The organism is Thermococcus sp. 21S9 (genome assembly GCF_012027635.1).
GTDB lineage: Archaea > Methanobacteriota_B > Thermococci > Thermococcales > Thermococcaceae > Thermococcus.
Map to the genome: position 1 here is coordinate 966,394 of NZ_SNUS01000001.1, position 18,589 is coordinate 984,982.

Sequence of the window (18,589 nt, forward strand, 5' to 3'; positions counted from 1 at the left end):
TATCACCCTAAACCAATCCCCAAGTCATCTGGAGTGAGCATTTTAATGTTCTTTTCCTTGCACAGCTTCATGGCTTTGTCCGTAAACCCCGACGTTGAGAAAAAGAACATCTCCGCTGACCCAAACTCATCTTTTACTTTTTTCAGGAATGCTTCCACATCCCTATATGTTGCGGGCCTCTCCCTCCACTTGACCTCAAGCACGTAAATCTTGTCCCCAAACGCAACCCCATCAAATTCAACGTTGCCCCTTCTGTAGCTCTTAAAATCGAGCCCAAATATTTCCCTCATCTTCTCTCTTATCTCGGCCTCTTTTGCAAGTCCAAGTTCCATCTTTGCCCGAAGGTATTTTTCTTCAAGCTCCTGGATTAACTCTTCCAAAAACTTCTCCCTCTTGAGCTCAAGTTCCGTAATGCCGAGATACGTCTTTGCAAGCCAGAAACGCATAAGTTTGTCCGCGAAGTAGTACCTCCCCCCCTGCTTTACAATTAGGTCGGTTCTCAAAAGGAACTTCAGGTAGTTTGACACCTCTCCCGTGGGTTTGTTTAAACGTTTGGCTATGTCCGAAAGCCTCAACCCTTCCTCCTGAGCTAGTATAAGGAGAATCTGCTTGTGGACTGGTCCCCGGTGTGCTCTAGAAAGGGATTCATTAAAAACATACTCTAAATGCATGTATATATCGCCCTTTTCGGTCAGCAGTTCAGTGAGAAATGCGTAGTGGACTTCTTTCCGTCTAACTTTTTCAAACCCCTCTCCAATCAAACGTCTGCACACTGCCAGAACGTAAAATGGATGGCCCTGGGTGAGCTTGTATATCAAATCCAGCGCCGACTGAGCAGACTCAATCCCAGCCTTTTCCAAAGTTGTTTTTGCAAGCGTTATTGTATCCTCTCTTGGCAGACCCCTTAAGTAAATCCTGCGGAACTGGCCAAAAAAAGGATTCTTCGGTTCTAATATTTCTTCCATCATCCTTACGGCGGAGCCAGAGACGAGGTATGCAATGTTCTTCTGCTTTTCAGTGACGGCACGCATTGTATCCAAAAATCCTTTGAAATTGAGGACTTCTTGGAATTCGTCGAGAATAAACAAGGCTTTCTGGCCGGTGTTGGCTAAGATTGCTTCCTGAGCTTCAAACAGAGTCTCAAGAGTGCCCGTTTTAATGGCCTTAACTTCCTTATCAACGTCGAGCTTTGCTGAAAGAATCAGAAGGTCGTCCCAGTTCAAGAGTTCACTTCTTTCGACAGTTATCCCTAAGGTGTTGGAGAGTTCATACAGGAGCTCTCTTGTGTACGCAAAGATAAATGAATCTAAGCTTCCAATTCTCTGAAGGTTCAAGTAGGGAATGACTCCTTGGGCTTTCTCCTTGAATTGCAGGAGAAGTTCGGTTTTTCCGATTCTCCTCGGCCCTATAACTGCAATGTTAACCCTGTCTCCCCTCTTCAACAGTTCATATGACGACTTCAATATTTGGAGCTCTCTCCTCCTATCAACAAACATTGCCTCCACCTTACAGTTTTATGCATAAAATTGTAATGCATTATGATTTAATACTTTCGGTCGGGCACGGCGACATCGGGGATAATTTGCAAGCTGACTGGAGACACCTTACAAAAGCTTATTAACCCTCTTTCATTCACAACTCTCACGGGGTGGGATGACAGGCCCACTTTAACCGATGACATCCACTCCGCTGAAAATGCTCCTTTGGCCGAAAAAAGGCTTGAGCTGGGAAATTTGAGTTGTGAACCGATGAGGAGTGTCATGCGAACCAGCTCGGATTTAGCTCTTCTCGAAGAAAAGAGCATTCTGCGAGCACTTCTGCACTCATGTAAATCGCGCTGATTGACAGTCACTAGCATTGCAAGACCGCCTAAACTAACGTTATTCTGTAAAATAAAAATTTTACGGACATTTCATTTTCAACTCATGTAAACCATATTGTCAAAATATCAGAAACGTATCTACTAAATTATGCAAATAATTTAGGACACTTTTGTAGAGACATAAATGCAATGTGATAACAATCTAGATGCACGAGGGTGTCACGATTATCAAGGTCAATATTCTGAGAGTAAGGTTTTAATACAGGTTAGTAATGAGTACAACACAAGACAAACACACTGCATAACCAATTTGTACGGAGGTTGATGAAATGAGCCTTAGAGAAGAGATACAAAGAGTTCACGATCACTTATATTCAGAAATTGGAGGCACAAAACCACTTCTCCCTCTAGTCCTGACCTTGCTATATAAACACAAAGAAATAAAAATGCGCGGTTCTAAAAATCCTTTAGAAGAACTAAAAAGAGAACTTGAAAGATTAGACAAAAATGAAATCAAAAAGACATTAACATCTCTTCTTAACAAGTATTCTAATATCGAGGAGAATCCCTTACTGGGAGAACTAATTAGAGAATCAATTGATAATATAGAAGAACTGCCTCCAGCCAAATTAGAGAGAGCCAAAAAGAGGCTCCTGAAGGCAGATGAATTTTTACAGGCTATGGATCATGAGGATGACTTCATTGGTATCCTCTTTGAAACACTTGCAACCCACAGCAAAGTATTCGATAAAAAGGAAGGACGATTCTTCACGCCAAAAAACATAATTCTTCTGGTAGTTGAAATGATGGCATCTCTACTCGAAAAAGAAAATGCTGACTTCACAAAAATAACAGTTCTAGATCCTTGCTGTGGCTCAGCAAGATATTTGGTGCAATGGGCTAATAGATTAAAGAGAGAAAATCTAATTCCACTTAACAATCTTGGAAATTATTATCCCAGAAATCTGTTCGGAATTGATATCAGTAGAGACGTTGCAAAATGGGCCACATGGAATATGGTATTCCATGGAGATGGTGCGACAAACATAGAAAACGCTGACTCTCTTAATTATTATGGATATCTTGTCTATTGGGACCTTATCCAGACAATATTGCGCGAACTACCCGAAAAACTTGAATCCTTAGAAGATATACAACAGGAACACATACAAGAGATGGTTGATTATATTAAGAAAAATCTCGAGCTACTAAAGAGATTAACAGAAAATAATGAGATAGACATATCCTCTGAAGAAATCAGAGTTCTGTTTACCGTCTTAAACAATCTTGTCCATATTCACCACAAGGTCCACATTGAGGGATGGGATGCAATAGAAGAACTAAGTAAAAGAAAGGACTACCCAAGTCTCTTAGAAATAACTAAGTTCAAATGGGCAAAACGAAACTCAGAAGTCGTCCAGGGATTCGATGTAATAATTACGAACCCTCCCTTTGGGCGTTCAGGTCAAGATTTAATGGTTACGAATCCATACATATTGGCTCAATATAAACTAGCAACACAGAAATGGCTAGGAGACTTAACTCGGGATGAAGTCGAAAATCTCATTAAAAAAGTCTATGGTATTAATGCAATAGAATTCTACAAAGAGTGCCTAAAGGAAATTGGAATTGGAGAAATTATGAAAAGATACAAGATAAAATTCAATGACCTCCCAGCAAAATACCTCAAATCCCTTGCAAGAAAATATGGCATACCTGAAAAAGGCAGAAAATCCGAAATAGTTTCAAACCTTTCAAAGAAACTCGGCAGGGACTACATTACAGGGGAAGACATGAGAATATCCATCAATGTACTACCTGACAATTTAATTAAACAGATTGCATATAACATTCTTTACATTACTGAAGGCAACAAAACAAGGATAAGTGAAGAACTATTTACGAAATTAAAAGACAAACTGGGAACAGAATGGGTATCTGTGGGAGATGTATATGGGTACGACTACAAACTTGTCCTAAAAGACAGCGCCAACGAAGAAACTCATGAAATCTTTTTCTACAATGGAATTTGGATTGAGTTTAACAAAAAGAACATTGAGAAGAAAGTCGTAAGACTCTTGAAAGAGAATGAGATACCATTTGAAGTCACTTACAGATACTCCTCTGAGCGTGAATCCGGTGAAAGAAAGACCAAAATATATGGAGTGTTTCTTAGGATACCCTCGACTAAACTAAATGATGCTAAAAACTTGTTATCGGGAATGAAAGATATATACATCCAGGGGTACGGATACATTCCTCTCTTGTTTAGATACGCACTTCCCAAACAGGTTGTATTTTTAGAAGAATTCTTAAGATTAGTGAAAAACGGAGGTTATGTGTTCACCGTTATTGATACGGGAATTCTTTCCAACAGTGAGGACGAATACGTCAGAAGATTTCTCTATAGATTTTCAAGAATTCATGCAATAGTGGAGTTTCCGCATAATGCATTTAAGGCCGCAGGAACTTCTGTAAAAACCGCAGTGATACTCTACCAGAAACTAAAACAGCCTCCTGAAGATTATGAAATCTTCGGAGCACTGCCACAGAACCTCGGCTATGTTCTCAATAAACAGGAAACTCCGCCTGACCCTGATCATAATGACCTTGGAAAAGTTCTCTGTGACTGGAGACTATACCTTGGCCTTGGAAGAATGTGTGACCCAGCAATATGCTCGGATGCTGAAATGACAGGAGACGAACGTTGCAAACTATGTGCAGAGTTAGACTCTACCAGGAATGACACAGAGAAGGAAAGGAAATGTTGCCTATGGTATAAATTGGAACACTGCCCAGTATGGAGAATAAAAATTGAGAAAAGTGACATCTAAAGGGGGTAAGGAACATGAAACCTCTTTCTCCAATTTCTGTAATTACCCCCATAAGTACGTTCAAGTCATCAAAACGTCTTGACCCATACTCAATGCATCCAAGAAAACTATGGGCAATCAAAAAGATTCATGAGATAGCAAAAAAGAATGGATGGGAAATCAAAGAACTTGGACAATTGGTACTAGAACCATTGTATAAATCCTCAGGAACTGCGCGAAGAGTAGATGGCAAGGTCATAGCAGTAAAACCTGGAGCTCTATCTTCTGATTATGTTGTTGATTTTTCCAAATGTGCACGCGAAACAGATGAGGTATACGAGAAAGGAGGTCCACGAATCCTCAACGATGGGGACATACTCTTACTTGCTGATGCTCATGCTGAGGGATACATTGGATACAAGACTTCAATAATCAGAATAAAAGAAAATCAAAAGGCTATAATGCTGGGGCACTTAATAAAAGTAAGACCTGACCCTTCGAAAGTTAATCCGTACTACCTTGTTCTGTATTTAAACACAAAACTCGCAAGATACTATCTCAATTATTCTGTCAGGGGGCAAAGTGTGGGATTATATCCTGAGGACGCTTCTAAGTTGCCAGTACTGATTCCACCAAGAAAAATTCAAGATGAAATTGGGGATAAATTGAAAGATGCTATTGATAAAATATTAGAATTCAGGGAAAAACGAGAAGGAATCCCCCTCATATTTAACCAGTATATCCCGCTTTCAAATTCTGAAGTCGCCGAGGAAAAGATTACAACAACATACACCCTTAAGGAATGCCAACAGGCAAAAAGGCTCGATCCAAAGTACTTTGCACCAAAATTCTTAATATATGAAAATGCATTAAAACAATCTGGATACCCCCTGTCTCGGTTAAAAGATGTGTCTATAAAAATTCATAGGGGCGTTCGGCCATACTATGTTGATAATGGTCCAATACCAGTCATCAAAACAAAAGATGTTAAGGACAACCCCATTAACTGGGAATCAACTCAAAAAACCAATGAAGAATTTTATAAAAATACTCCTCGCGCTAGAGTCCCTAAGGATGCATTAGTCATTACATCCACCGGTGAAGGTTCTTGGGGTAGGACTTCAGTCAATACTTTAGAGAAAGTCGTTGCAGATGGAGAAATAACGATTGTTGAGATAGATAAGTTAAAAGTTGATCCTTATTATGTATGTGCATTCTTGTGGACTCACTACGGAAAGAGTCAATATGAGAGATCAGTAAAAGGATCTACAGGTCAGACCCATTTATACCCATCTGATATTGAGATGATACTAATCCCTCGTCTTCCTAAAGGGCTCGAAGAACAAATTGCAAGAGAAACTCGGGAAGTTTTTGAGTTGTTTTACACTGCTCAACAATTGAAGAAACTAGCCATGGCAACACTCAACAGATATCTGCACATAGATGATGAGCAATCATGTTAAAGGAGGTTAAAGAAATGGAGAGAGCGTCAAGTGTAGAAGACGCAATCCGTATTGCGCAGAGGGCTAAAGACCCTCATGTGCTACTCGATCTATACGAAAAATACAAAACTGAACCAAAAGTGGTAATGGCTATTGTTGACAATCCAAATTGTCCTGCAGAAATACGGAGTGATTATTTAAAATTTGTTCTTGATAAATTACTGCCTGCATATTCCAGAACATTAAAAGACAAAATCCCAGATTGGGATATTATCCTCAATGCAATGGAAAAATGTATTCAGGCATGGAATCCCTCCCGTGTAGTTGCACCCATTCCAAAAGTAGAGGAAGATGAAAGGTTACTACGGTTATTTAATGCAATCATGTCTAAGGATTACAAACAAATTATATTGTATGGGCCCCCTGGAACTAGTAAAACATACTATGCACGTGGTTTAGCGTTGGCTATCGCTGAGGGAAAAGAAGAGAATGTAGAATTTGTTCAGTTTCACTCATCTTATTCATATGAAGATTTCATCGAGGCTCTTATGCCTGAGATAAATGATAAAACTGGTAGTATCGAGTTTAAACCAAAGGATAAACTCTTTAAAGAATTCTGTAAACGTGCGAACAGACATCCGAACCAAAAGTTTGTACTTATTATTGATGAGATAAACAGAGCTGATTTATCAAAGGTCTTCGGGGAAATATTCTCCGCTCTTGAATATAGACAGGAACCCGTAAGATTGCTATATTCAAATGAGCTGTTTGTTATTCCTCAGAATGTCTACATTATTGGAACTATGAATACCATTGACAAATCTGTTGTTGACTTGGATATTGCATTAATTCGTAGATTCAAATTTTTCAAGATAGAACCTGATGTTAATATTCTTAAGAAGATACTTACCAAGAACAATGTCCCGCTAGGCTATATAGAAAAAATTGCTAGGGCCTTCGTTGAAATCCAGCGATATTTCCCCTTGGGTCATGCATATTTTAAAGATATCTCCGGGCAAGATGAGAACTCTATTAAACAGTCACTAATTGAACTATGGAACTACCAACTGGCATTTCTCCTTGAGCAGTATTTTGGTGAACTTGAAAAAGAAAAATATGAGAGAATTAAAGAGATATACTCCAGCTCCCTCGAGATACCACTAGAAGAACTAAAATAACTTGGCCCGGGGAGAGATTATGAAAAAAATTATTGTGAAGGAATGGGATGAGACACCGGAGTATATCCCAATATATCAAGGTTTTCCTAGGGAACTGAGAAAATATTTTGAGTTTTCAGATATCAGGCCACGAACTGATGGAAATGGTTTTGAGGTAAAACTGAAGGCAAAACAGTTTGTGGGTATTTACCCTATTGAAGATACCGTTATTGTCGTTGAACCAAAAATCCCACTAGCTAATTTTCTTTATATCCTTTCACGTGCAACTAAATACAAGGTGAACATTAAAGAATTCCAAAAAATTGCAAGTGTAGGGGTAACTGATAAAGAACGGACTAATACGATATTCTCATTCTTATTGCATGCTCTCAATGTGGAACTTGAGAATATCAGAAAATTCGGTTTCTTGAAGAGACCTAAATTTACAGATTCAACAGGTGTTATTAAAGGTAAGGTAATAATAAACAAAACCTTACAAAACTGGGCGAAAGGTCAATTAACAGATATAGCTAGTAAACATTTTGAGTTACAGAAGGATACTCCTGAAAATAGAGTCATTAAGTTCACTTTAGAACAAATATTAACAGGGGGTGTAGATGATAATAAGTTCGTAGAGGTATTGCCAAAAGAGTTGAAGGATTCTCTGATTCAGAAATACAAATGGTTTCAGGGTATTCACTTAGGGAATATTCAAAATGACATTAAAGAAGTAGAGAATATAATCCAACATAAAAAAATATCAAAAAGTAGGGAATATTACTATAGCATTCTAAATATCTGTCTTGTTATACTGTCGTTTATGGAATTTGAATTTGAATCTCAAAAGAGAGTCAAGACAAGAGGATTCTCTGTAAACATGAACACTGTATTTGAGAAATATGTGGATAGTATCTTGAAAGATATCATTGAGCCCCCATATATAGTAGTAGATAACAATGAATTCAAATCTCAAGACAAATACAAGGTATTTAGAAAATTATTTGCAGATTCTCAACAGAGAGAGGATAAACGAAATAGCAAATATACTATAAAACCAGACTATATTATTTTTTATAAAGAAAATTCGTCGCTTCAACCAAAACTTGTGTTGGATGCCAAATATGAGGAAAATCCAACATCTGATGATTTATATCAGATTATAACATATGCTCTACGATTAGGTGTTAGGGAGGCAATGCTAATTCTTCCATCATTTGATGAAGAAAATCATATCGAAACCCAGGTATTCACCAGTCCTCTCCATGAGGGTCTAAAGATAAACATTAAGATATTAAGATTAAGTCTTCTATCATCCAAGAGATTCGAAGAAACCTTAAAAAATGAAATACACAAAGTGCTCTCAGAGTGATGTTTGTTTAGCTTTTCTAATAGAGAGAAAAAGGCACGAGGCAACCGCAATCAAAGAACGAAGGCCTCTCCCAAATAATCAACAGAGACTGTAAACTACTTCTCTCGTTCATTCCACATTAGAATAGCCCTCTTCATACCAGTGCGCATAGAATCGAGCCAGAATCAGCAATTTGTCTTGAAATGTGCTCGGACGCGATAGATAAAATCTTTTACACTTTAGATTTTTGTCAAAACGCAGTGAAACAAGGTATACAGAGAACAGTGCTGAAACAGCGCGAGAGTAGTGGTAGTACAATGTTTTACCTGGAATACCAGTGTAATCGTACAATTTTTTAAAAAAGAGTTTGTTCATATATGTCTTACTCCTATTCAATTCGAAAATCGCTCGTAAGTGAATGAGTTGCTCACTCGAAATCAGATCAAGATTAAAGGCCGCAGTAGAGATTATCTCATGAAAATCAGAGTCACAGATGACTTCCTTCGCCCTGAGTTTTTCTAGCAGAACTTTCGCGCACTCAACTTCAAAGTCATGAAGAATCTGAGCGCGCTCTTTATTTCTTCCATATTCCCCCTGCGGTGGAATAAACAACTCAATAAAGTCGTATATGCTCTTCAACTCAAACTCACTATCAACAAGTCGAATTCCTACCTGACCCATTATACTCACCATTTCCATTCTTATTTATGATGTTTTAAATTATGTCTCAAAAATTGTTAGATGCGACTCTGCGTGAAATGACCTTAATCGTGCAACCTTGATTGTTAGTGGAATATCACGTCATATCTCAAAAATTTTGAGATACAGCAGAGCAGAAAACCCAACGAAAACAAAAACTTATCTCAAAAATTTTAAGACATAATAATATACATAAAAGTTAATTAAAAGAAGAAAGTCAAAACTCAGTGAAAACCTCGACAGTGCCGTTGTTGAATATTTTCACGAAGACTCTTCTGTCACAGTTTGAGTGATAGAACACATATTGCCTATACTCGCAATAATCCTCGCCTTCGAGCGCCTTCTCTGCGAGCTCGATTTCAAAAATGCTGACATCACGATTGAGCATGACACTGAAAAAGTCACGAACAACACTGAAAAACTCTGTCAAGATTGCATCATCACTCTTCGCTCTAGCAACTTCAGTGACATAAACTACACCATCACCGTCCTTATCGAGTTCGACAATGACATTGTATCCCCTGCTAGCGAGGTTTGACGCAAAAGACAGCATTTCTTCGAGTGCATCAACCCCATTCTCCTCTACAAACCTCGAGATTGAATCAGGCTCGAAGTTCGCGAACTTCACACTTCCCGACACCATATGCCGTCACCGTGAGTTTTGTTATCTTGAAAGGTTTAAATTGTTCTACCCACTGGAATGCACAAAAATGTACAAATAGAATCGTTCTAGGTTCGACACATGCAGAAAACACATTTCGACAATCATAAAACTGTTGTAACTTTGAGTTTCACCAAATCTAAGTTTTACTAATACGATGCATGACAATCGTTATACTTTCTCAAAGTAGAAATGTAAAGAATTTTAAATCATTCGTAAAGAATTTGTAACGAATTTTAAATCACGATGCCATCGAGATACTATAAGTGGTTAAATCGGATTATTCGAAGAATAGAGCAATAAGGAGGGAGATTCGATGAACACTTTGGTGCACAGTTTGCTATAACTGCACTTTCGCGAGTCGAAAATTTTTCATGATTCATTTTGCGATGATGTGCAATTATAGCAAAATTTTGCTATAACACACTGCTGAAAGAACCGCTCTCGTGTCTGCAATCGCGAAAATAAAGGAAAAGAGGGTTTAAATCATTTCGGGTCATGAATGATTTAAATTCTTTACATGATTCTATACACTTGGTATAATATCAGGGAGTAAAATTCAGTTCAATTCGCGACATTCCGGACAAGTGAAAAATTTTTCAAATAGATGAAAAATAGCAGGTACGAGAAGACTTTATTCAAGAAACAGAGCAGAATCAAGGGACCAGAAAAACAATGAAAGGTCCGATTCATGGTTAGTAACATGGGTTGCCGGACATGTACATGTGTGTGCATCGGGGCAGGCGTGCGTGAAATCCTTTTTTCGGGTAAAAAAGAGATTAGAGAGGCACTTTTTTCATGGGTGTTAGATACTGCATCAATGTCGCGAATACTCATATTATTGCTATTGCCAATAAAAGACTAGACAAGGTGAATCACAACTCAAAATTCAAGGAGTACTTCACAACCTTTCCCTTGCGTTCCGCGCTAACAATGCCAGCGACCACAAGAGCACTCAAATAACGCTGTACAGTTCTTCTGCTCAGTTTCAGAACGCGAGAAAGTTGTGTAGTAGTCACGTGCCCCCTATCAATGTAGTGGAGTATCCTCGCACTAGTATCATCAATCTCGTAATTGAACTCCTCAAGAATGCGCTGTTTAACATAATCAATATCAATCTCATCTTTGAAATCGAGCTCACCAACACGCAAAACCCAAAAGTATGTTTTACGAATCCTGTATTGTTCAACAATCCCTGCCCTGATGAACTTCTCAAGTCTTCTTCTCACTGTTCTCGATGTTGTGTTAAACAATTCTGCAATGTACTTTGTGTCATCAGTATTTATTGATGACTGTGTGAGGTAATCTAGCAGATATTCATCGAGCTCATCACGAATAAGGTCAGAATACATCTCTTTCAACTCAACAGAAGTCACAAAGAGAGATTTGACAATAGCATCAGTCGCGTACGCGAGTGATGTTGCATAAGTATCTTCATAAATTAGTGCATCAGAAATTTTAGCAAGATATACAACACTAGCAAGAAGAGACTTACCCAGCTCAGTCTTCTGCCTAACCTCCTCTAAAGTGTCAGTTTCACCGAAGTATACAGAAATCTCAAGTTTAGGGTCGTCCCAAAAATCACTCGAATCTTCTTTGAAATTCTTTCTTCTATATGTCTTTATGTGGATTTTAGTCTTATTCAAAACTAAATGAACGCGATACAAATACTTAACGTCATCACGCGCGTTCTTCTTACTCTTCCTGTCCCAAATCAGCCTCTCGTAACCCCAGCGCCTGTAAACTAAATCAAGAACTTCGCAAACTCTTTTTTCATATCTTCTGTTATATCTCACAAACAGTTCGGTTCTCACAGGTCTGATTTTCGCGATTGAAAAATCAATATCTCTCTTCTTATATTCAAGAATCATATCGTGCAAAATCTGCAACAACTCAAACGCACGCTCAAACTTGCCCGCCCAGTTCACAGTTATCACTGTTTTTTGAGTTGTATACACTTTAGAAATCGTGATAACATTGTTCTCTATACTTTTCCTTTTGCCAGTGGCAAAATCAGTGTCGAGAAATCTTATTATGACGGGTTTATCTTTGTTCAGACTATAACGAAACATCATTATCGAGTACTTACGATTAACAAAAACAAACACGCTCTCTTTGTTCTTCTTAACTTTCATCTCACCCGCATACTCCCAATCGCCGAAATTAACATTTTCCGACTTCCCCGTCACCTTACCTAGCACAAAATAATTATACAAGAAATAAAACAATGCGCTAAACTCGTTAAAAACAAAATCTGAATCAAACACTAACACTAATTGATTTTGATGATAGTACACAGTAACGCTAAACTCATCTGCGCGAAAAGTATTTAAATCATCAGAGTACACACTAACCCCGGGGCGCGATACAGTCTGTGCACACACAGTGCATCACCTTTTCACAACTTTTTTATACGCTCAACTTCTTGATGACAAGTTCACCTCCTCGCCTCTTTTCGACAATAACGAGTCTATCGGGTTCAAATTCGCGAATAAAATCGAGAGGGAGGTAAATCATTGCGCGGTTGTCTGACTTGTGCAACACTATTTTGCGTACAACTTTATTTTCAGCCCTGAGCGGCGTCATTTGTTGTCACCATAGTACTGATTGTACTGAAAGGTTTAAATGGTAAATTTGTGTAATACTTTTCAAAAATGTCCCAAACTTCACTTCTATATATGTTATAGGCTATCACGGGGTAGTGCGCGAAATAGTCGATTTGCAACATCTTCTCGAAGGAATAGTAGTTCATCTCTTGTATCTTCTCAATTGCTGATTGTTTGAGCTCGGTCAGAGTCTCTTTGACAAAATCGGGCACAGTGGGCGCGATAAAATCGTAATACGTCTCTTTCTGCTCTTTTAGCAGATAGTTGTTCACTGTTATCGCGTATGACCTCTCGTCCGCGTGACCCAACAAGTATTCTCTGTTCTGCGCGAGAACGAGAAATGTGGCGTTCATTGCGCGAACGGGACGCAGTTTCAACTGCACGTACTTTTTAAACATTTTATCGACATTGCGCATTCTCACGAGCGAGTCGCTCTTCTTTAAATTGTATTTCTTGATATAATACCTCAGCCAACTGGCTAATATGGGGTGGAGCGGGAATATTGTGACTTTATCTGTGACGAGTTTATCTCTGTAAAATTCGATGAAGTTGTTCTTGAAATCGATGTTTTGCACTTTCACGCGCGAGATTTCAGAGCCCCGAGCTCCTGTATATGCCAACACTAAAATCGCAGTGATGAGCCTGTCTTTTGTTTCTTCGGTCGAGTTGTAGCGATGATAAACTCTATCGATTGCGCGCTGAACGTCCAGCGGAGTCGCCTTCTCTCTGACAGGACTTCTGTAATTATTCGCGCGCCATTTGAGCCCCTTACCGCCGTAAATACTTCTTAATTTGAATTCATAATCGATTGTTACTCCGCGTTTCTTCGCGATTCTGTCGAATAGCATTTTTGTATAAACAACACACTTCTCGATTGTGCTCTTGCTGTATTGTTTCTTCGCGAGTGTCAAGAAGAAGTCATCGAGTATGTCAGCATTTATCACATACTCGTCCTTGTCTCCCTGAGTTTCAAGTAGATAGCTCACGAACTTCTTTATTGCGAGTCTGATGTTCTGTATCGTGCTCTCTGCGAGAGCGCCCGCCTCGAACTTTCTTTCATTGCGTTCGATGAACTCAGCGATGTCTTCGACTGAGATTGTGATTTCATTGCGTGCTATAATTGTGTTGACGTTCGACTTGACGTTCTTGATTCCGAGTCTAGTCGCGAGGTCGCTCATTCGGAACATGTTGTTACTTTTTCTCCTCACGCCACCGCTCATTCTCAATCACCGTTCCAATGTGTGTGTCAAAGATTTTATAAACTTTAGCAACGATTGTAGTAGTAATATCTAGAACGTTTCTGGTAATTTTTCTTTGCATGCTATATATAATATCTTTTCTTTCGTAAACCGAAAGATTATGTAATTCTGTAATTATGTTGTTTGCGTTAAGTTTATAAACTGGGGCCCTTGAATTACAGGTAGAATTTAATTTGGATGTTGTTTGCATGTTACTACCGATGAGGAGTGTCATCCCTCCTGATGTCGAGATGATGACATTATCCCCACCCGAGGTGGTCCAATGCTGGGCTTTTTGAGGAGGAAGAAAACCTACGGGCCCTTCGTTTACCTGACGGAGCCCACCTTCCTCTACCACACCCGAACCGAGAGGGCAATCGTTGAGATTATCGAGGAAAAGCTGAACTCCAACAACATCCTCGTGCCCTCGAAGTACGGCATTAGGGACACGAGCAATAGAATCAAGGAAGCCGAGTACCTCGTCGCAGTGGCTCCCCTGGGGAAGTTCACTTCCCTCGTCGGGAGGGAAGTCAAGCTCGCGCAGGAACTCGGTATTAAAATCTTCACCCTGCTCATAGCGAGGAAGGAGAACGAGCTCGTTTACCTCTGGGTCGAAGGGGTCCCTGAGGACGTCGAATGGCTCTCGCCGGAGGAGACCCTTGAGTTCACAAAGACTTTTCTCAACAGCGAGTTCATGGACTACCTGAGAAAGGGCCTGTTCTTCGGCTCAAGAAAAAGGGAATGGTGAAGGCAAGTCATGCGCTGGCCTTCTTTGCCCTGATATACTCGTCTATCGCCTTCGCGGCTTTCTTTCCGTCGCCCATCGCGAGAATAACCGTTGCCTCTCCCCTTATCGCGTCTCCACCGGCGAAGACTCCGGGAACGCTCGTCATGAGGTTTTCATCGACGACGAGCGTCCCGTTGCGGTTGGTCTTTATCCCGGCTTCCTCGCTGATAATCTTGTTGGGCTCAAGGCCGATTGCTATTATGACGGTGTCGGCCTCGACGGTGACGTACTCGCCGGTCGGCCGTATCTTCCTCTTCCCCCTTGAGTCCCTCTCCTCCAACGGCTCCATCTTCTCGAACTTTACAGCTTTGACCTTGCCCTTCTCGTCGCCGATGAACTCAACCGGCTGGACGAAGTAGAGGAACTTCACGCCCTCCTCCTTCGCGTGCTCGACTTCCTCAATCCTCGCCGTCACGTCCTCCTCGCCACGCCTGTAGGCTATCGTCACGTCGCAACCAAGCCTCAGTGCGGAGCGCGCTGCGTCCATTGCAGTGTTTCCGGCGCCGATGACGATTACCCTCTTCCCGACGGCTATCGGCGTGTCGTACTCGGGGAACTCATAGGCCTTCATCAGGTTAATCCTCGTGAGGAACTCGTTGGCCGAGTAAATCCTGTCGAGCAGGATTCCAGGGATGTTGAGGAGCTTCGGCGTTCCTGCGCCGGTTCCTATGAAGACGGCGTCGTACTCCTGGAGAAGCTCTTCAAGGGTGACCGTCTTTCCAACGACGTGGTCCGTCTTTATCTTGACTCCAAGGCGCTTGAGCTTGGCCAGCTCGTGGTCGAGTATCTCCTTCGGAAGCCTGAACTCTGGGATTCCGTAGATGAGGACTCCACCGGGCTTGTGGAGGGCCTCGAAGACGGTCACCTTGTAGCCCATCTTCGCGAGCTCGCCGGCGCAGGTCAGACCCGCTGGACCAGCTCCCACGACGGCCACCTTTCCAAGCTCCCCGGTGCACTTCTCCTCGAACTCGCAGAGGAGCTCCTCCTCTATGCCGTGCTTCCTCGCGTAGTCGGCAACGAAGCGCTCAAGCTTTCCGATGTTTACCGCCTGGCCCACTTTTCCGACGACACATGCACCCTCACACTGGTCCTCCTGCGGGCAGACACGGCCTGTTATGGCCGGGAGCGTGTTGTCGTTCCAGATTATCCTCAGGGCACCCTTGATGTCGCCCTCCTTAATCTTGGCTATGAAGGCAGGAATGTTGATGTGGACCGGACAGCCCTTTATACAGGGCGCGTAGTTCTCGGGACACTGAAGACAGCGCTCGGCTTCCTTAACGGCAAGCTCGAAGGTGTAACCGAGGTTAACCTCACCGAAGTCCTTAACCCTCTCCTCAATGGGCCTCTCAGGGGTTGGAACCCTCTCCTTGATGAGCTTCGGCATTCAAATCACCCCCTTGGCGCGGAGGTACTCGAGGTAGCGCTCCTTGGCGAGCCTCTCCTGCTCTGCAAAGCGCTCCGCGTTCCTCCTAATCGCGTCCTCCCAGTCAATCTTGTGGGCGTCGAAGACCGGCCCGTCCCTGCAGGCGAACTTTACTTCCCCGTCGTAGAGGACCCTGCACGAACCGCACATGCCGGTTCCGTCCACCATAATCTGCCTCACCGTTGCGTATGTTGGAATTCCGTAGGGCCTCGTGAGCTCCGCGAGCTTGGCGAGCGAACCGAGCTTTCCGCCGGCGAAGATAATGTCGACCTTGTCCTTCTCGATGAGCTCCTTCACGACGTCGAGGTAGTGGCCCTTTATTCCGACGGAACCGTCGAGGGTCGTAAGGTAGTACTCGTCCGCTACTTCCCTCGCGAGGAAGCGCATCGGGTAAACGTTCTCCCTGTCCTCGAATGTCTGGACGGAAATCGTGTAGTTACCGGCCTCGCGCATCGCCTTGAGCGTCGCGTAGTTCTCGGCCTGACCGCAGACCGCATCTGAAACAAAGGCCACCCTGCCGTAGTTCTTGACCTTAATCGGCTTTCCCAGGGGCCCAACAAAGCTCCAGAGTTCGTCTCCGGGCTTGTACTCATGGTAGAGCTGAAGGCTTGTCTTTCCGAGCTTCCTTATGAACATCCCAACCTTTCCGTCCTCCGCCTTGTAGACGGACATCGGAACCCTTTCGCCCCTCTCGTGGAGGATGAACACCACGAACTGGCCCGGTTTCCAGGCCTTGGCCACGTGCGGGGCCTCCACTTCGACGAAATAATCTATCGGACTCAGGTCCTCCTTCGCGGTAATCCTGTACCCCAAGATGAACACCCCCGTTCACGGGAACACTTTTGTTCACCAAACGTTCTGAACCAAGGGTTTATACGGTTTTCTTGAACCAAAGGTTTAGAACCCTTTTCAGGCCAAAAGGAGGGACGAGCCGGCTTTTTCTGTGGGGCGGGTTGGGACAGGTTTATTAGGGTTCGGGAGAAAGGCCCCCGGTGGTTGGAATGGTGAAGATTCCCAAGAGCCATCCACGCTACTGGAGCCTTTACTACCGCGAGAAAATCATTGAGGGTATGGAGAAGGGAATGACTGCCAAAGCAGGTCTAATCGCCCACGGGCGAGGAGAGGCTTTTGACTACCTCATCGGGGAGAAGACGATAGAGCCTGCGGAAAGGGCGATGAGGGTGGCGGTTGCCAAGTTCCTGCTCGCGGAGTGGCCCGTAATCTCGGTGAACGGCAACGTTGCGGCGCTCGTTCCGAAGGAGACGATTGAGCTGGCGAAGGCCCTCAACGCGAAGCTCGAGATAAACCTCTTCTACAGGACGGAGGAGCGCGTTAGGGCCATAGAGAGGGAGCTCCGGAAGTATGACCCGGAAATGGAGATACTCGGAATAAACCCGACGAAGAGGATTCCAGGCCTTGAGCACGAGCGCGGAAAGGTCGACGAAAACGGCATATGGAGGGCAGACGTCGTTCTCGTCCCGCTCGAGGACGGCGACAGGACGGAGGCGCTCGTGAGGATGGGCAAGTTCGTGGTTACGGTTGACCTGAACCCCCTCTCGAGAAGTGCAAGGATGGCGGACGTGACGATAGTCGATAACATCGTCAGAGCTTATCCGAGGATGATAGAGCTGGCGAAGGAGATGAAGGACCTCCCGAGGGAAGAGCTTGAGAGAATTGTTGAATCCTACGACAACGGGAAAACGCTGAGCGACGTTCTGGTGCACATAAGGGACAGGCTAACCGAGCTCGCCGAAGAAGGAATCTGGAGGAGGAAGGAGCTTTAAAGTTCCTTCTCCGTTTTTTCAACAAGCTTTCTCAGGTTGGCTATGAGCTCCGACTCGCTTGAGGCCTTGGAAACCACGAGGGGAACCCTTTCGCGCTCGGCCAGCTTGACGGCCAGTTCATCGAGCCTCTTGACCCCGTGAAGGACTATGACTGCCGGCTTCAACCCCTGGACGCGGACTGCTATCATGGGGCTTCTCCCGGTGGTCACCTTCGTGAAAACGAGGGCCCTCTCGGTAGTCCAGCCGTAGAGCTTGAGGAACTCCTCACTGCTCATCTCAAGGATTGCCCTTATGCTGTCAACGACGGTGTAACCGTAGATGCGCCTGTCGAGGAGGTGCGGGTTCGCCACGACCTCACCACGGACGGCCTCGACGACGTCCGAAATCTTCACCGGAACCGCGAACTCCCTTATGTCGAGTATCGCACTCGTGGGGAGCTCCCCTTCGATGGTCTTGCTGAATGCTCTTATGACGTTGCCACCGCGCCTCTCGTCGATTTCGAGAAGGGCTTCCACGAACTTTCTTATCGTTGAGGCGCCGGGACTCTTTCTCCTTCCGCCCTCGTAATCGCTTATGACTGAGGAAGAGACGCCAAGGTACTCGGCAAGCTCTGTCTGGCTGATTCCAAAGATTTCGCGCCATTTTCGCATTGTTTTTCCGGGGTCAGAGGAGAGCGTTATCTCCCCTGCAATCCTCTTAGCGAGCGCTTCCTTCTCTTTCTCCAGCATGCACGTTACTACTCGTAATAGATTATAAGCCTTTCGGCAATTGCTGAAACCCTATTCTGGTTTTGGTGGATATGCCCGGTA

Annotated in this window: 15 protein-coding genes; 6 read left to right on the plus strand and 9 right to left on the minus strand. The window is 43.1% G+C overall.

Annotation, left to right across the window (positions count from 1 at the left end; all coding sequences use genetic code 11):
- Positions 1-2: 2 nt before the first annotated feature.
- Positions 3-1,496: an ATP-binding protein gene (locus E3E28_RS05475; RefSeq protein WP_167915233.1), complete on the minus strand. Its 1,494-nt coding sequence runs from the start codon at positions 1,494-1,496 to the stop codon at positions 3-5.
- 655 nt (positions 1,497-2,151) lie between these two features.
- Between E3E28_RS05475 and E3E28_RS05480 the strand changes: the two genes are divergently transcribed.
- Genes E3E28_RS05480 through E3E28_RS05495 form a run of 4 tightly spaced genes read left to right on the plus strand, consistent with a single transcriptional unit; the run spans position 2,152 to position 8,603 of the window.
- Positions 2,152-4,656, plus strand: coding sequence for an N-6 DNA methylase (locus tag E3E28_RS05480; RefSeq protein WP_167914348.1), 2,505 nt, complete (start codon positions 2,152-2,154; stop codon positions 4,654-4,656).
- A 14-nt stretch (positions 4,657-4,670) separates the two neighbouring features.
- The gene (locus E3E28_RS05485; protein WP_167914349.1) at positions 4,671-6,098 is read left to right on the plus strand and encodes a restriction endonuclease subunit S; all 1,428 of its coding nucleotides are present in this window, start codon (positions 4,671-4,673) and stop codon (positions 6,096-6,098) included.
- A complete protein-coding gene (locus tag E3E28_RS05490; protein ID WP_167914350.1) occupies positions 6,092-7,255 on the plus strand; it encodes an McrB family protein in 1,164 nt (387 codons plus the stop codon). The genes E3E28_RS05485 and E3E28_RS05490 overlap by 7 nt, the downstream gene beginning before the upstream one ends.
- Positions 7,256-7,274: 19 nt before the next feature.
- A complete protein-coding gene (locus E3E28_RS05495; protein WP_167914351.1) occupies positions 7,275-8,603 on the plus strand; it encodes a hypothetical protein in 1,329 nt (442 codons plus the stop codon).
- A 108-nt stretch (positions 8,604-8,711) separates the two neighbouring features.
- On the opposite strand, the gene E3E28_RS05500 is transcribed toward E3E28_RS05495, so the two are convergent.
- The 5 genes from E3E28_RS05500 to E3E28_RS05520 all read right to left on the minus strand — a co-directional run bounded on the left by E3E28_RS05500 (position 8,712) and on the right by E3E28_RS05520 (position 14,021).
- A complete protein-coding gene (locus E3E28_RS05500; protein WP_167914352.1) occupies positions 8,712-9,263 on the minus strand; it encodes a hypothetical protein in 552 nt (183 codons plus the stop codon).
- A 235-nt stretch (positions 9,264-9,498) separates the two neighbouring features.
- On the minus strand, positions 9,499-9,924 hold the full coding sequence (locus tag E3E28_RS05505) for a hypothetical protein (RefSeq protein WP_167914353.1): 426 nt from the start codon (positions 9,922-9,924) through the stop codon (positions 9,499-9,501).
- 893 nt (positions 9,925-10,817) lie between these two features.
- The gene (locus tag E3E28_RS11285; RefSeq protein WP_167914354.1) at positions 10,818-11,870 is read right to left on the minus strand and encodes a helix-turn-helix domain-containing protein; all 1,053 of its coding nucleotides are present in this window, start codon (positions 11,868-11,870) and stop codon (positions 10,818-10,820) included.
- A gap of 638 nt (positions 11,871-12,508) precedes the next feature.
- Entirely contained in the window at positions 12,509-13,774 is a 1,266-nt protein-coding gene (locus E3E28_RS05515) for a site-specific integrase (protein ID WP_167914355.1), read from the minus strand.
- Positions 13,740-14,021, minus strand: a complete 282-nt coding sequence (locus E3E28_RS05520; RefSeq protein WP_167914356.1) for a hypothetical protein — start codon at positions 14,019-14,021, stop codon at positions 13,740-13,742. The genes E3E28_RS05515 and E3E28_RS05520 overlap by 35 nt, the downstream gene beginning before the upstream one ends.
- 48 nt (positions 14,022-14,069) lie before the next feature.
- Between E3E28_RS05520 and E3E28_RS05525 the strand changes: the two genes are divergently transcribed.
- Complete coding sequence (locus E3E28_RS05525) at positions 14,070-14,534, plus strand: hypothetical protein (RefSeq protein ID WP_167914357.1); 465 nt, start codon at positions 14,070-14,072, stop codon at positions 14,532-14,534.
- Between the two features lie 7 nt (positions 14,535-14,541).
- Here E3E28_RS05525 and gltA read toward each other — a convergent pair whose 3' ends face one another.
- A complete protein-coding gene (gene gltA / locus E3E28_RS05530; RefSeq protein ID WP_167914358.1) occupies positions 14,542-15,957 on the minus strand; it encodes an NADPH-dependent glutamate synthase in 1,416 nt (471 codons plus the stop codon).
- Positions 15,958-16,809 (minus strand): sulfide/dihydroorotate dehydrogenase-like FAD/NAD-binding protein, encoded by an 852-nt coding sequence (locus E3E28_RS05535; RefSeq protein ID WP_167914359.1) that lies wholly within the window; start codon positions 16,807-16,809, stop codon positions 15,958-15,960.
- 188 nt (positions 16,810-16,997) lie between these two features.
- Between E3E28_RS05535 and E3E28_RS05540 the strand changes: the two genes are divergently transcribed.
- Positions 16,998-17,780, plus strand: coding sequence for a 4-phosphopantoate--beta-alanine ligase (locus tag E3E28_RS05540; RefSeq protein WP_167915234.1), 783 nt, complete (start codon positions 16,998-17,000; stop codon positions 17,778-17,780).
- Here the strand turns inward: E3E28_RS05540 and E3E28_RS05545 are convergent.
- Positions 17,777-18,508 carry a helix-turn-helix domain-containing protein gene (locus E3E28_RS05545; RefSeq protein WP_167914360.1) on the minus strand — a complete coding sequence of 244 codons (732 nt, stop codon included), beginning with the start codon at positions 18,506-18,508 and terminating at the stop codon, positions 17,777-17,779. The genes E3E28_RS05540 and E3E28_RS05545 overlap by 4 nt on opposite strands.
- Positions 18,509-18,589: the final 81 nt, after the last annotated feature.